The following is a 14,647-nucleotide window of genomic DNA, read 5'->3' as shown; positions in this document are numbered from 1 at the left end:
GGTCAACTCGCCGAACCAAAGCTCGCGGCGTGTGCGACGAGAAACTCTCCGAATATCGGCACGGCAAGCGCGGTCTGCTTGCCTTCGCGCCGTAGGTAGCCGCGATCCTCGAGGGAGAAAATCGATTCCCGGTCCGCAAACTCCGCCAGCGGAATACTGTGGCGGCGCGAGTGCGCGAACACCGAGAGGACACTCTTCTCATCCTCTGTGAACAGGTCTTTCAAGCGGCATTCTTCCCAGGAGAGCCCTGCCGAGGATTGCAGCGGAAGCATGAGAAAAGGATCAGCGGTGACGATGTTGTCCAGGACATGCTGAATGAGTTCCTGGTCAACTACCGCGTAACCTTCGTCGGCCGCGAAATAGTTCTCCAGCTGTGCGCGCAGGCGGCCCCAGAAATAGGGTCGCAGTCCGATTCTAGAAAAGATCTGATCTTGGAACAGACGCGGCAGGACAACTGGCGCATTGAGGTCGATGTGCCCGCCTCCACTCGTTTCGCAGCGGGTCAGCGGCGGGCAGAAGTAAGTCAAGCCGTCGCGCCAACTCAAGTCTTCGCGGCACTCGACGAATTCCCACGCCTCGAGCTCGGCGGCGGATCGGTGAAACCGCTGCACCGTTCCGATGACCACCAAATTCTTCCACCGCAGCTTTCCCAGGCGCGACACCAGTCTCCGCAGATCAGATTCCGGTTCGGCGACCAGGAGGATGTCGAACTCATCGAAGACGATTCCGAACGGCGGGGAGCCTTCCAAGGCGGCATCGAGTTGGCGCAGCACCTCGATCGGATCGGAGCGCACGGTGTCGATCTCGACGGCGATCTCGGCAGCGACCCGCCGTGCGACGACCTCGGCCAGCCGCTCAACGTAGCCTTCCGTCCGTGTGCCGTCCGGCCCCGAAAACATATCGATGACGCAGTATCCGCTCAGCGCCCCGTTCTGGACGCCGCGGCGACAGGCATGAACAGCCAGAGTGGTCTTGCCGGCTCGACGTGGGCCGAAGATCGCCATAGGCTGGCGCAGCGTCACATCGGGGCGCATCGTCCCGGACAGTCTGATCAATTGGTCGCGGCGCCCGCGAAATAGTTCGAGATCAACCATCTCCTTATCGCAGCTTGTCCCCCTCGCCACGGACGATCGCACCTCGTTCGGGATCTGTTCAACGGCACCGGCCACGGTCAGCGTCAGGGCCGGGTCGACCGCCGACGCGGCACCGATCGGCAGCGGAGACGTGGCGAACTTTGCCGCTCGCTCGATGTCCAGGGTGAATTCCGCCAGCTCGACCGTCAGTCCGCAGATTTCGGCGACGGCCCGTGAACTCTGGCTGGTGTTGACCAGGACCGGTCTCGAGGCCATGCCCGGCGGATGATCGATCAACACGGTGATCTCGCCGAGGCCCGATCGCTCCGCTTCGGCGACCTCTGCATATCGGTCGATCAGCACGGAGATACCGGGAACATCGTCCAGAACCTGGGTCGCCGCTCGCGCATCGGAGGGTGAGATGAACAGTTTTTCGCACACCCTCGCCAGATCGTTGACGAGAGTGGGCGAATTCTGCGCGAGCTTCGCAAGCTGTTCTGGCAACTCGAAATGCGTGGTGAGCATGTCGGGGCCGACATCGATGAACTTCCGACGATACGAGGTGTAGGCACCGGGGCGGCTGGAAACCCTGATGACGGAGTTACGCGGCCGGATCAGCGCGAGAGTCTTGACCACGTCGTCGTCCGACAGGCGGACAGTCAGAAACCGTCCTCGTGGCCTCCGCTCGACGTAATACTCCAGCCAGGGAGCGTACCGCACGATGGCGTCGAGGCGATCCAGCGCGAAGGGCGGCAGATTCCGGCAGTCCAAGGCGTATCGCGGTTGGTACGGTCGGGTTCGCTCCCGGTTTATCCACTCGTGGATCAGATTGCATATCCGAGACGTCACCCGCGGGTTCGTCATGGAGTGTGCAGCAACATGCGTGTGCAGAAAACAGGTGATAGCCATGGCGAACTGGTGGCTGGTCGAATGCAGGTCGGTCGATTCCGCGTCCGCCAAGACGGGGTCGCAGGCCCTGGACACCAGATGCTCGGCCACCAGTGCTGCTGCAGTCGGCTTGCCCTGCCGCATCTCGATCATCAGATCGAAGGACGGGCGGTAGGTGCGTGCGAGCCACGAGGGGCGGTCTTCTTCCCACGGATCCATAAGCATCTGCTGAATGAGCCGGACCGAATCGGCGCGTCCGGCCTCGTCCGCCGGACTGTCGATGAGGAGGGTTCGCGCCATTCGCAGCGTGTGGTGCGCGGCGTCGTCGAGCGAGACGCTCGCCAACTCCAGCACCACGGGGCGTGGGGTCATGATTATCTGCAGTTGCTTCATCCACCCTAGAGTGAAGAGTGCGTGCAGCACGGAGTCTACGCAGGATTCCAGCGAATAGGATAGCGCGCGCGCTGGCCAGTACTCGACCGTGACAGTGTTTCCCGGACCACCCGAGATCGCGACGACAACATGGGGGACGGGTTCGCAGTGCACGAACCTCTTCGTCAGCTCTCCGATCAGAAGAGCACCCTCATTTCGTTCGACCGGGATCGGCTGCCAGAGTCCGTCGCAGCTTGTGAATATCTCTCCGGCAATATCGGAAGGCAGAGTCCGCGACTTCAACCTGTTGATTCGCTGCGACAGGAATTCCGCTACGGCAGCGGTTTCTATGCGCTTGTTCGAGTCACCTTCCTGCTGCCATACCGAGTTGTGAAACACCGAACTCATTGTCTCTACAAGCACCAGCCGGGATCCGGCCACGTCGTACGCGCCGAGTGATTGATTCATGACGACGAACGGCCCACCTCGGTCAGCCGTGAGATAGAGCGGCGACTTCTTGCGCGGCGCCCGCTGCAGTTGGAAAGTATCGATCTCGGACGGCATCGCTATCGGCAGTGGGTGGTCGATCACTGGGACGCCCCCTCGTCGACGGTGATGTCGGCCGCGCTCGAATGCGAACCCACCAGCCGGCTTTCGGCGACTGCAAGGCCGGGCGGCAGCACCGTGACGTCGGTTGACACCTCCGCATCGGCCACCGTCGACCCAGCGCGGTCCGACAGGACCACGAGCCGAACGCGCGGGTCGTCGAGGGGGACCGGGCCATCGGCCGGTCGCCACCAGCGGACCCCACCGACCGCGATCCCGAACCGTTGCCGCACCGCTTCGACGATCGGGAACAGCGCGTCGGCAGTTGTCTCCCCCGATATAGCGAGCACGGATTCGAGGCCATCGGAATCGACCACAAGCAGCGGTTCCGGCGACAGATACTCGCGCAGCGCGCGGGGCAGGCGGTCCAACCCGTGGTGAACCGGAGCGTCCTCGACGACGGGCAGAGCGTACTTGGCCTGCGGATCTGCCCCCTGTGCTATATCGCGAATCACATGCACCCACGCCTGAGCGTGGTCACACTCACGACTCGCTGCGATACCGGCCAGCAATGTTTTGTTCAGCAGATGAAAGATGTCCGCCGTCAGATCCAGTTCGTCCGCCGATACAGCGCCTGCACCCGATGTCGCCTTCTGCGCGGCAATTGCCAGGAGCCCCACCCAACCACCGCATGCCGCCACGATGCCGTCGACATCGTGGGCCCCGAGACCAGCGACCAGTTCCTTGCTCTCCCGCCACCCGAGGAAGGGGAACGGGTGAACATTCGTGAACAGTCGTTCGGCGTGTCCGGATATCCGAACCAAACCGGGCTTCTGGCCACGGTTCCGGTAGACGTAGTTCAAGAACATGCCGGTGTCGGGAAACCTCGTCACCATGATCAGCCCGAGCCGAGCCGTCACCCCGTCATCGACGTCGTGCTGCGAAGTCCGCACGAATTCGTGAAGATCCTCCAGCGCCTCGATATCCACACATGTGGCGTAGTTCTCCTGGGCATCGTCCCAGTGATCAAGTACCAGGACCACCCTTTGGTCGGGATAGCCGGTGTTCAGAAGGTGCGAAAGGTTGTCCAGGTGCGTGTCGATCGAGCCGATCGCCGTGAGTGCGAGCGATTTGGCGAGTTGCGCGCGAAAGCCGTCGCCGGTGCGGGCGCGCGGCGTCCGGAGAAGGTCCCAGTACCGGTAGACGACCTGCTTGCCCGCATGCGGCTGCTTCGCCACGAGTTCACGGAAGAACGTCGATTTACCACTGTCCACCGCCCCGGTGATCAGCAGGTCCGGGATCGGTGCCGCGGCGATACGCCGCCACAGCCACCGAACATGCTCACGGTAGATGGAGGGCTGCGTCTGCGGGTCCATCCGGCGAACTTACCGTGCCGCAATCTGCTGCGATATCGGCTGTTCGACCGAAAGCGGCTCGACCACGAGAACGGTACACGTGCCTGCAGCAGGGCCACTTTCAATCGATACTCAACCCACCTCCCGGCGCAGCCAGGTGACCTCGGCACCGCCCTCGTACCCACCCCGGAACGCCTCGAGCTCCTCGTCCCACGCGGTGCCGAGCGCGCGCTCGATCTCGGCGGAGAGGTCGTAGTACCGCCCGATCTCGCGGGCCGCGTCGAGCATCGAGCGCAGCCGCATCTCACCGACCTGGACGTCGCCGTTGGCGCTGGTGCTGCCGTGCCACAGCCCGAGCCCGGGGACGAAGCTGTAGCGCTCGCCGTCGACGCCGTCGCTCGGATCCTCGGTCACCTCGAAGCGCAGCACCGGCCAGTCGCGCAGCGACCGGGCGATCCGGGCGGCGGTGCCGACCGGGCCGACCCAGTCACTGGTGGCGCGGAGCTGGCCCGCGGCGGCGGGCTGACCGGTCCAGGTGAGCTTGGCGGGGGCGCCGAGCGCCGAGGTCAGGGCCCACTCGACGTGCGGGCACAGCGCGGCAGGCGAGGAGTGGATGTAGACCACGCCCGCCGTCGCATCAGAGAACTGACTCGATGCGCGCACCATTGACACCTCCAGCTTCGACGAGGGACGTCTTCCCCAACGGCCCGACGAAGCTGGCGTTGCCCGAGTGTACTGGAGTGCTCGGAGTTACACGTGTTACTCGACCCCCGTGTTGGTCGCGAGTGACTTCTCGGCGATCACCGCGTCGCTGAACGCGGGCCAGGCCCCCCGAGCCCAGTCCCCGAAATTCTCGTCGCTCAGCGCGACGCACGCCACCCGAATTTCCGGGTCCACCCACAGAAAGGTCCCCGACTGGCCGAAATGACCGTACGAGCGGCCGGAATTCGTGCTCCCGGTCCAGTGCGGGGACTTCCCGTCGCGGATTTCGAAACCGAGTCCCCAGTCGTTGGGGCGCTGCCTGCCGTAGCCGGGGAGGATGCCGTCGAGCCCGGGGAACTGCACGGTGGTCGCCGCGCCGTGGGTCTCCGCGGAGATCAGGGCGGGGTCCAGCAACTCAGCAGCGAACCGGATCAGGTCGGCCACCGAGGAGGTGGCGCCGTGCCCGGCCGGGCCGTCCAGCGCCGAGTGAACCATACCGAGCGGTTCGAAAACCGCCTCCCGCAGGTACTCCGGGAAGGCGATCCCGCTCTCGGCCTCGACCAGCTCGGCGAGCAGCTCGAAACCGGCGCTGGAGTAGATCCGCTTGGCGCCCGGTTCAGCGACCACCTCGCGACTGTTGAAGGCGAGGCCGGAGGTGTGCGCGAGCAGGTGCCGCACGGTGGCGCCGGGCGGACCGGCCGGCTGGTCGAGCTCGAGCGCGCCCTCCTCTATCGCAATCAGAACCGCGTACGCCACCAGGGGTTTCGTCACCGAGGCGAGGCGGAAGACGTGATCCGCGGCACCGGTGGTCGTCGGCGATCCGCCGGCCGTGACGACCCCCGCAGCGGCATTCCCGACCGGCCAGTTCCGTAGTTCCTCGAAGGCGCGCACGCCACCGAGCCTAGGGGAAGCGGCCGGTCCGGAGCGGCGGCGATCAGCGATCGGCGTCCGAGTACTTGATGATGCCCCGGATGTTCTTGCCGTCCAGCATGTCCTGATAGCCCTGGTTGATGTCCTCCAGCCGGTAGCTGCGAGTCACCATGTCGTCCAGGTTGAGCTGGCCGGACTTGTAGAGCCGGAGCAGCGCGGGGATGTCCTGGCGGGCGTTGCCGCCGCCGAAGATGCAGCCCTTGACGGTCTTCTGCAGCATGGAGAGCAGGAAGCTGTTCAGCTTGACGTCGAAGGCGTCCATCCGGCCCATCGAGGTGACCACGACGGTGCCTGCCTTGCCGGTGAGGGTGAGCCCCTCCTCGATGTAGTCGCCGTGCATCTCGCCCATGGTGAGCACGACCTTCTCCGCCATCCGGCCCTCGGTGGCCTCCATGAGCGGGACGATCGCCTCGGCCATGCTGGCGTAGGCGTGCGTGGCGCCGAACTTCTGCGCCTGCTCGCGCTTCCACGGGTTCGGGTCGATGGCGACCACCTTGGACGCGCCGGCGAGCACCGCGCCCTGCAGCGCGCTCATGCCGACGCCGCCGATGCCCGCGATCACCACGGTCTCGCCCGGCATCACGTTCGCCACGTGCGTGGACGAGCCGAAGCCGGTGGGCACGCCGCAGCCGACCAGGCAGGCGACCTCGAACGGGACGGTCGGGTCGATCTTCACCACCGAGGTGTGGTGCACCGTCATGTAGGGCGAGAAGGTGCCGAGCAGGCACATGGGGATGACGTTCTGCCCGCGCGCCTGGATGCGGTAGGTGCCGTCGCTGATGGCCTGGCCCATGAGCAGCCCCATGCCGAGGTCGCAGAGCGCCATATTGCCGCTCACGCAGGCCGGACAGCGGCCGCAGGCGGGGATGAAGGAGAGCACCACGTGGTCGCCGACGGCCAGGTCGCCGGGGACGTTCGGGCCGACCTTGGTGATCACGCCCGCGCCCTCGTGGCCGCCCATCACCGGGAAGGACGGCATCGGTGTCGCGCCGGTCACGATGTGGTGGTCGGAGTGGCACATCCCCGCTGTCTCCAGCTGGATCTGCACCTCGCTGGCGACCGGGTCACCGACCTCGATCTCCTCCACCGACCACGGCTCGTCGATCCCCCACAGGATCGCGCCCTTCGTCTTCATTCGCGTCGACCTCTCGCATGCGCATGGCTGACTGTGACAGTCCTTACACTACGAGAAGATTGGAACACGTTCTAGTGTTGTCGCGAAATTCGCCTGCCGAAGATCGGTCGATCGGCTGAACACGTTGCAGTACTACATCAGCCGCTGCGCCCGCTCGAAAAGTTCGAGGGTGATGGCGTGCAGGAAGTCGCCGACCTGCGTGGCCGCCTTGCCCGCGAAGGCGCGGGCGTGCGTGCCCTCGAGCACGATGCCGAGCTTGAAACAGGCGAGCACGGTGTACCAGTCGACGGCGCGCAGGTCGCGGCTGGAGAAGCGGCCGTAGTGCTCGACCATCTCGGCCGCGCTCGGCAGCCCGCCCGCCGCGCCGAGCAGCCCGACCAGCGCGGCGCCGGTGGTGCCCGGCTCCGGGCGGGTGGCGAGCTGCCAGCCCAGGTCGAGCAGCGGGTCGCCGATGGTCGACATCTCCCAGTCGACCAGCGCGGCGACCTCGGGGCCGTCGTAGGAGAACATGATGTTCGCGAGGTGGCAGTCGCCGTGCAGGATGCCGGGCGTCCACTCGGCGGGGCGGTTGCGCTCCAGCCAGTCGCCGACCGCCTCGACGCCGGGGATCCGGGGCCCGGGGTACCCCTCGTTCTGCGTATACGACTCCAGCTCGCCGAGCCAGCGCGGCACCTGGCGCTCCAGGAAGCCGTCCGGGCGGCCGTAGTCCTCGAGGCCGAGTTCGCGGTAGTCGAGCGCGCCGAGCCGGGCGATGGCCTCGACCGCGGAGAGTCCCATGCCCCGGCGGAGCTCGGGGTCGCTGGCGTGCGGCTCGGGGAGTTCGGTCTGCGGGTTGAAGCCGGTGATCGGCTCCATCAGGTAGAAGACGGCGCCGATCAGGGTCTCGTCCGGGTTGGCGGCGATCACCCGCGGCGCGCGGACGTCGGTGCCGTTCAGCGCGGCGAGCAGCCTGGCCTCGCGGCGGATCACCTCGTTGGACTTGGAGCGCAGGTGCTCGGGGCCGCGGCGCAGCACGTACTCGCGGCCGCCGCGGCGGAACTTCAGCATGATGTTCTGGGTGCCGCCGCCGAGCGCCGCCACGTCCTCGAACGGCCCGCCGGGCAGGCCCCGCTCTTCCATCCACTCGCCGACGACCGCGAAGTCGACGACATCACGTTTCACGTCGGCCGGTTGCGCTACAGACATGCCGACATTCTGCCCTAGCTCCGCCGGACAACTGAAGGCGCGCGGAATCAGTTGCTCCGGTGCTGCTCGGCGTAGGGTTCGGGGCACGATGCGCACGCTCCTGATCGACAACTACGACTCGTTCACCTACAACCTGCACCAGTTGCTCGGTGCGGTGAACGGCGTGCCGCCGGTCGTAGTGCGCAACGACGCGGTCAGCACTGTCGCGGAGCTGGAGCTGGAGCGGTTCGACAACATCGTGATCTCGCCGGGGCCGGGGCGGCCGGATGTCGCGCGGGACGTCGGGATCTCGGCGGCGGTGATCCGGGAGGCCCGGCTGCCGCTGCTCGGGGTCTGCCTCGGGCATCAGGGGATCGTGGTCGACGCGGGCGGAGTGGTCGCGGCGGCGCCGCTGCCGCGGCACGGGTCGCCGGATCGGCTGGCGCACGACGGGGCGGGGCTCTTCACCGGGCTGCCCGCGGATTTCACCGTGATCCGGTACCACTCGCTGGCGGCGCTCGAGCCGTTGCCCGGGTCGCTCGCGGTGACGGCGCGGAGCTCCGACGGGGTGGTCATGGGGGTACGGCGGCTGGATCGGCCGCAGTGGGGGGTGCAATTCCATCCGGAGTCGGTGTCGAGTGAGTTCGGGGCCGCGCTGGTGCGCAATTTCGCCGAATTGACGCGGCGGGAAGGGGTTTCCGCGCGGCGCGGAGGTGCGGTGCGGGGAGGCGGCGGGCGTGGTTCCGCCGGCGGCCGGTGCGCGCCCGCCGGCGATCGCCCGGCGCCGGACGCCGCAGCGCGACCGCCCGCGCCGACCGCCGATCGCGCCGCGCCGCGCGCCTCGGCGGACCCGCACCGTCCGCGATACACCCTGCGGCACATCGCGATTCCCCGCGCCATCGATACCGAGGCGATCTTCCACCGGCTCTACGCCGACTCCCCCACCGCCTTCTGGCTGGACAGCGAGCACGTCGAGCCGGGCCTGGACCGCTTCTCCTTCCTCGGCGACGCGAGCGGCCCGCTGGCCGAGGTGGTGCGGTACCGGGTGGGGGCGGGCGCGGTGCGGGTGGAGTCCGCCGCGGGGGTGCGGTACGTGCCGGGCAGCGTGCTGGAGTACCTGGCGAGCGAGCTGCGCCGCCGTTCGGAGGTGCGGCGCCCGCCGCTGCCGTTCGATTTCGCCTGCGGGTACGTCGGCTACCTCGGCTACGAGATGAAGGCGGAGTGCGGGGGGAACGCGGCGCACACGGCCGAGACGCCGGACGCGCAGTGGATCTTCGCCGACCGCATGGTGGTGGTCGACCACGTCGCCGCCCGCACCCACCTGCTCGCGCTCGACGACGGCGGCGACGAGAGCACCACCTGGCTCTCCGGCACCGAGGCGGCGCTGCGCACGCTGCCCACCTGGAGCAACCCGGCCCCGCTGAGCATCCCGGCCGACCCCGCCGCCATCGCCCCGCTGCTCGGCCGCGGCCGCGAGCGCTACCTGGCCGATATCGCGGTGTGCCGGGAGCGGCTGCACGCGGGCGAATCCTACGAGATCTGCCTGACCGACGCCGCGCGCGTGCCCGACGACCGCGACGGCCTCGCGCTCTACCGCACCCTCCGCCGCTGCAATCCGGCGCCGTACGCTGCCTACCTGCGCTTCGGCGAGCTGGAGATCGCCTGCTCGTCGCCGGAGCGGTTCCTGCGCATCGACCGCACCGGGGCGGTGGAGAGCAAGCCGATCAAGGGCACCGCGCCGCGCGGGGCGACCCAGGCCGAGGACGACCTGCTGCGCCGCGAGCTGGCGGGCGACCCGAAGACCCGCGCCGAGAACCTGATGATCGTCGACCTGCTCCGCAACGACCTGGGCCGGGTCTGCGAGATCGGCAGCGTGCACGTGCCCGAGCTCATGGCGGTGGAGTCGTACTCCACGCTGCACCAGCTGGTCTCCACGGTGCGCGGGACGCTGCGGCCGGACGCGGGGCCGGTGGACGTGCTGCGCGCCTGCTTCCCCGGCGGTTCGATGACCGGGGCGCCCAAGCTGCGCACCATGGAGATCATCGACGAGCTGGAGACCGAGGCGCGCGGCGTCTACTCCGGCACCATCGGGTACCTGGACGTCTCCGGGACCGCGGATCTGAACATCGTCATCCGCACCGCGGTGCGCACCGGGGGTGGGTGGCGGATCGGCGCGGGCGGCGCCATCGTGCTCGGCTCCGATCCGGGGGCGGAGTACCTGGAGATGGTGCTCAAGGCGGCGGCGACGTACCGTGCGCTCGCCCCGGCGCCGGTCCGCGGTTAACTCGCGGCGCGGACCGCGCCCGCTTCGGGGCCGCGCGGCCCGACGGTGCGCTCGAAGGTGACCACCTGCCCGGCGTGCAGCGTGCGGTAGCCGGGCCCCTCGATCCCGGTGTACGCCACGAAGACCGGCACCGGGTCGTCATCCGCGACCAGGAACCCGAACCCCTTCGCGGCATCGAACCAGCTCACCACCCCGCTGCACCGCTCTACCTGGCTGACGGGCGCGGGCGACAGGGCGGGGCTGGCCACGATGCTGATCTCCTGAACCTCGGCGAATCCGCAGCCACCGTACTCCGGCTCGCGCCGGACGGCACGGCCGAGCGACAAGTCACCCGGCTGCGGCGGTCCGGGCGTGTCGGTGCCCCGTGGCATAGTTCCCTTCACCATGGAACGATCGACCACACCGGAGCTGAGCAGGGGCGCGCATACCGAGGTGCCGGGTTCGCTGCTGGCCGTGGTGATTTCGTGGCGCTCCGAACACGCGATGGACGCGGTCGCGCTGCTGCTCGGCCCGGGCGGCCTGGTGCGCACCGACCGGGATCTGGTGTTCTTCAACGCACCGAGGCACCTCTCCCAGGCCGTCACGCTGGATCAGCAGCCGGAGCCGCACACCGCGCGGCTCAGCGTCTCGCTGCCGCGCACCGAGCCGGCGGTGCACCGCATCGTGATCGGCGGCGCGCTGGACGAGGGCACCTTCGCCGAGATGTCCGGGCTGACGCTGGAGGTGCTGGACGCGAGCGGCCCGGTCGCGCGGTTCGCCGCCATCGGCGCGGAGCCGGTGCGAGCGCTCATGTTCGGCGAGTTCTACCGGCGCGACGGGGGCTGGCGGTTCCGCGCGGTCGGCCAGGGCTGGGCGAGCGGGCTGGCCGGGCTGGTCACCGAATTCGGCGTCGCCGTGGCCGAACCCGAGCGCCGCGGGCCGGAGCTCACCCGCCCGCAGCGGGTGCTCCCGCCGCCACCGCCGCCCGCCCCCGAGCGCGCCGACTGGCACCCCGACCCCGACGACCGCACCCGGCTGCGCTGGTGGGACGGCACCGAGTGGACCGCGGAGACCGCCGTGCACGTGCCCGCGGGCTCCCGGCGCTGCCCGCGCTGCGGCGCCGAGCTGCGCCGGAAGATACTCGGCGGCCTGGCGCCCTGCCGCTGCGAGCAGCGGGTCGCCGAGTACCTCGCGCAGTGGCAGGTGCGCGCCCGCAGGCTGCTCGCCACCGAGGGCCTGGACGGCACCGGCTGGGACGAGCTGCTCGCGGCGCTGCGCTATCGGCGCATCGAGGAGCACCGGGGCCGGGAGCTGCTGCGGGAGAGCGGGATCGCGCACGTGGAGCGGCTGGTCACCTTCGCCTTCGCCGACGGCGAGGTGCTCGACGACGAGCTCGCCGCCTTCGAGCACGCCGTCACCGAGCTCCGGCTCGGCGGCCCGCTCGTCGACGACCTGCGCCGCCGTATGCAGCGCGGCCACACCCTGAGCAGGCTCCGCGGCGGCGAGCTGCCGCTGGTGCGTGCCAAGGGGCTGCACCTCGACCCCGAGGAGGCGGTGCACCTGGACCTGCCCGCGATACACCAGCGCATGCTGGCCCGCGGCCCGCGCCGCACCGAGGGCAGGCTGATCGCGAGCAACAGGAAACTGCGCTTCACCGGCCACGGCATCGGCACCGAGCTGCCGTGGGCGCGGGTGGTCTCGGTGCGGGTGGAGGGCGGCGACGTGGTGGTCGCGGCGACCTCGGCGCGCGGCGGCGCCACCTTCACGGTGGCCGATCCGGAGTACGTGGCGGCGGTGCTGGAGGGCGCGCTGCGGGTGGCGAAGCGGCTGGTGCTCAGCCCGGGGCAGCGCGATTCGCGCAGCGTCCCGCAGGAGGTCAAGGCCGCGGTGTGGCAGCGCGACGGCGGGCGCTGCGTGGAGTGCGGCGATGGGCACTACCTGGAGTTCGACCACATCATCCCGATCAGCAGGGGCGGCGCGACCAGCGCCGCCAACCTGCAGATCCTGTGCCGGGGCTGCAACCGGGCCAAGGGCGCCCGGATCTGAGCGCCTCAGATATTGAGCACGGCGTTCATGATGGTGCCCGCGCTGGTGGCGACGACGCCGCCGATCATGGCGCCCGCGATCTGCTTCGGCGACTGCAGCCCGCTGCCGCTCCACTTCTCCCAGGCGAAGCGGCCACCGGCGTAGATGATCGCGATGATGCCGGAGAGCAGCGCGAACCAGGTGATGTACCGGACGAACTGCATGATCTTGTCCGACAGCGGCGGTGCCTCCGGTGTCGGGTTCCCCACCTGGGCCAGCGTCGTGAAAGCGTCCCCCACCGACGCCAGGATGATGCTCACCGCTGCACTCCCCTCTCCAGGACCCGCTCTGCCAACAGGCAATTCGCTACCCACCGAGGATACGGCCCGAGCACCGCACTCCGCTCCCGTCGCCGCCGGCGCCGCAGCGCTGCCCCGCCCGCCCCTGCGCTGCCCCCTCCCCGCCGCGGCCGGGCGGCATCGACGTGCGCGAACCCGCCGACGCGCGCCGACTCGAGCCGGACGTGGCACATCCACCCCGGCGACCGGATACGATTCGATGAGTTGTTCCCCGCCCTGACCCACGATCCGGAGTGAGCAGACCATGATCATGGCCTCCGCCCTCGACAGCCTGGCGTTCTACGACACGCTGGCGCAGATCGGTAACCCCAGCCCGGAAGCGCCGCCGATCTCCGACAAGTTCCTGCAGCTCGTCCGCTACTTCACCTGGTTCGTGCTGCTCGCGGGCATCGTCGCGATCATCTTCGCGGGCGGCAAGTTCGCCTGGGAGAAGTGGACCGGCGGCGGGCTGGAGTCGCCGAAGATGGTGGCGGGCGCGATGATCGGCGGCGTGGTCGCCACCAGCGCGGGCACCATCATGAACGCCGTCATCGGCTGAGTCGCCGGCTCAGCGCGTGATTCCGGCCGCCCGCGCGGCCCGGAGCCACTCCGGGAACTCGCCGAGCAGCCGGGCATAGAGCTCGGCGTCGTCCACCCGGTCGATATCGTCCAGCGCGAAGAACCCGGCATTGTCGACGACCCGGCCGTCCATCTCGTCCAGCGAGCGCAGCAGCCCGTAGTTCGCCTTGCCGAGCCCGACGAACTGCCAGAACGCGGGCAGCCGCGCCGCGGTGCGCATGAGCTCGGCGATCTCGCGCTTCTTCGCGAAGCCGCCGTCGGTGAAGAACAGGACAAGGGTGGGCGGGTCGCCTGGGCGCAGGGTGGAGACGATGTCGCCGATGATCGGCAGCTCCTCGTTGCGGGCGCCGAGCGCGCCGTAGTCGATGCCGCCGTGCACGCCGTTGAGGTGCAGGAACGTCTCGCACCACTGCTCGGCGTGCTCGACCGTGATCTCCGGCAGCCTGGTGTGTTTCAGCGCGTAGAGGTAGGGCTCGATGAGACCGTCGTCGTCCAGCTGGATGGCGATCGGCACCATGCGCTCGACCACCCGGTGCACCACCTTGCGGTGGTACTGCTTGGCCATGCTGCCGGTCTTGTCGATCACCAGCACTACGCGGGCGCGGACGTCACCAGCCTGCCCGGCGTGCAGCACGGTGGAGACCTCCCGCTTGCGCAGGTCCAGCTGCTTCCGCTTCTCCAGCGAGAGCTTCGCCTCCCCGGGGACCGCGCGCACCACCGGTTCGGCGGACACCGCAGGCTCGGCGTGCGAGGCAGGGCCGCTAGGCGGGGCCGCGCCGGACGGTGGCGGCTCGCTGTCGTCGTCCACCGCGACGCCGTGGTCGGTGACCAGGTCGGCGAAGCCGCCCGCGTACCCCTGGCCGACCGCGCGCACCTTCCAGCCGTCGCCGCGCCGGTACAGCTCCAGCGCGATCACCACCGATTCGCTGCTCAGCCCGTCGACCACGTACTCGTAGCCGGTCACGCTCGCCACCGGGGCCGGGTGGTCGCCGAAGCGGCCGCCCTGGTCGTCCAGGGTAAGCACCACCCGCACCTGCGCGATCTCCGCGGGCAGCAGCGCCGGGTCGACGGTCAGCACGCCGTCGCGCAGCGAAACACCCGGCGCCTGCGGCTGATTGAAGAAGACGAAGTCGGCGTCGGAGCGCACCTTCCCGCCCGCGGTCACCAGCAGCGCGGCCACCTCGGCCGCCGCGGCCGAGCGGATCGCGACCGTCACCGGGCCCGCGGCCAGTGCCCCGTTCTGCCCCTTCACCAGTGCCGTCGCCATCTCGCCGCCT

Annotated in this window: 12 protein-coding genes; 3 read left to right on the top strand and 9 right to left on the bottom strand. The window is 69.1% G+C overall.

Annotation, left to right across the window (positions count from 1 at the left end; all coding sequences use genetic code 11):
- Window positions 1-2: 2 nt before the first annotated feature.
- From NH2_RS17440 to NH2_RS17415, 6 genes are all read right to left on the bottom strand, one after another.
- Window positions 3-2,924: an ATP-binding protein gene (locus NH2_RS17440; protein ID WP_067654888.1), complete on the bottom strand. Its 2,922-nt coding sequence runs from the start codon at window positions 2,922-2,924 to the stop codon at window positions 3-5.
- Window positions 2,921-4,255, bottom strand: a complete 1,335-nt coding sequence (locus tag NH2_RS17435) for an ATP-binding protein (protein ID WP_067654885.1) — start codon at window positions 4,253-4,255, stop codon at window positions 2,921-2,923. The genes NH2_RS17440 and NH2_RS17435 overlap by 4 nt, the downstream gene beginning before the upstream one ends.
- Window positions 4,256-4,366: 111 nt before the next feature.
- Window positions 4,367-4,897, bottom strand: a complete 531-nt coding sequence (locus NH2_RS17430; protein ID WP_067655765.1) for a DUF3145 domain-containing protein — start codon at window positions 4,895-4,897, stop codon at window positions 4,367-4,369.
- A gap of 96 nt (window positions 4,898-4,993) precedes the next feature.
- The gene (locus NH2_RS17425) at window positions 4,994-5,827 is read right to left on the bottom strand and encodes a serine hydrolase domain-containing protein (RefSeq protein WP_067654882.1); all 834 of its coding nucleotides are present in this window, start codon (window positions 5,825-5,827) and stop codon (window positions 4,994-4,996) included.
- A gap of 43 nt (window positions 5,828-5,870) precedes the next feature.
- Entirely contained in the window at window positions 5,871-7,001 is a 1,131-nt protein-coding gene (locus NH2_RS17420; RefSeq protein WP_067654879.1) for an NDMA-dependent alcohol dehydrogenase, read from the bottom strand.
- Between the two features lie 132 nt (window positions 7,002-7,133).
- Window positions 7,134-8,186 (bottom strand): phosphotransferase family protein, encoded by a 1,053-nt coding sequence (locus tag NH2_RS17415; protein ID WP_067654876.1) that lies wholly within the window; start codon window positions 8,184-8,186, stop codon window positions 7,134-7,136.
- A gap of 88 nt (window positions 8,187-8,274) precedes the next feature.
- Between NH2_RS17415 and pabB the strand changes: the two genes are divergently transcribed.
- Window positions 8,275-10,449, top strand: coding sequence for an aminodeoxychorismate synthase component I (pabB, locus tag NH2_RS17410; RefSeq protein ID WP_067654873.1), 2,175 nt, complete (start codon window positions 8,275-8,277; stop codon window positions 10,447-10,449).
- Here the strand turns inward: pabB and NH2_RS29870 are convergent.
- Entirely contained in the window at window positions 10,446-10,682 is a 237-nt protein-coding gene (locus tag NH2_RS29870; protein WP_067655762.1) for a cold-shock protein, read from the bottom strand. The genes pabB and NH2_RS29870 overlap by 4 nt on opposite strands.
- A 151-nt stretch (window positions 10,683-10,833) precedes the next feature.
- On the opposite strand from NH2_RS29870, the gene NH2_RS17400 reads away from it, so the two are divergent.
- The gene (locus NH2_RS17400; RefSeq protein WP_084505621.1) at window positions 10,834-12,474 is read left to right on the top strand and encodes a TerD family protein; all 1,641 of its coding nucleotides are present in this window, start codon (window positions 10,834-10,836) and stop codon (window positions 12,472-12,474) included.
- Window positions 12,475-12,479: 5 nt separating this feature from the next.
- Here NH2_RS17400 and NH2_RS17395 read toward each other — a convergent pair whose 3' ends face one another.
- Window positions 12,480-12,773: a hypothetical protein gene (locus NH2_RS17395; RefSeq protein ID WP_067654870.1), complete on the bottom strand. Its 294-nt coding sequence runs from the start codon at window positions 12,771-12,773 to the stop codon at window positions 12,480-12,482.
- 283 nt (window positions 12,774-13,056) lie between these two features.
- On the opposite strand from NH2_RS17395, the gene NH2_RS17390 reads away from it, so the two are divergent.
- Window positions 13,057-13,350, top strand: a complete 294-nt coding sequence (locus tag NH2_RS17390; protein ID WP_174552840.1) for a hypothetical protein — start codon at window positions 13,057-13,059, stop codon at window positions 13,348-13,350.
- A gap of 9 nt (window positions 13,351-13,359) precedes the next feature.
- Here NH2_RS17390 and NH2_RS17385 read toward each other — a convergent pair whose 3' ends face one another.
- Window positions 13,360-14,637, bottom strand: a complete 1,278-nt coding sequence (locus tag NH2_RS17385; protein ID WP_067654867.1) for a vWA domain-containing protein — start codon at window positions 14,635-14,637, stop codon at window positions 13,360-13,362.
- Between the last annotated feature and the right edge of the window lie 10 nt (window positions 14,638-14,647).

It is taken from the genome of Nocardia harenae NBRC 108248 (assembly GCF_001612885.1).
Lineage (GTDB): Bacteria > Actinomycetota > Actinomycetes > Mycobacteriales > Mycobacteriaceae > Nocardia > Nocardia harenae.
The sequence above is the reverse complement of the archived record's forward strand: the minus strand, read 5'-3'. Positions and strand labels throughout refer to the sequence as shown.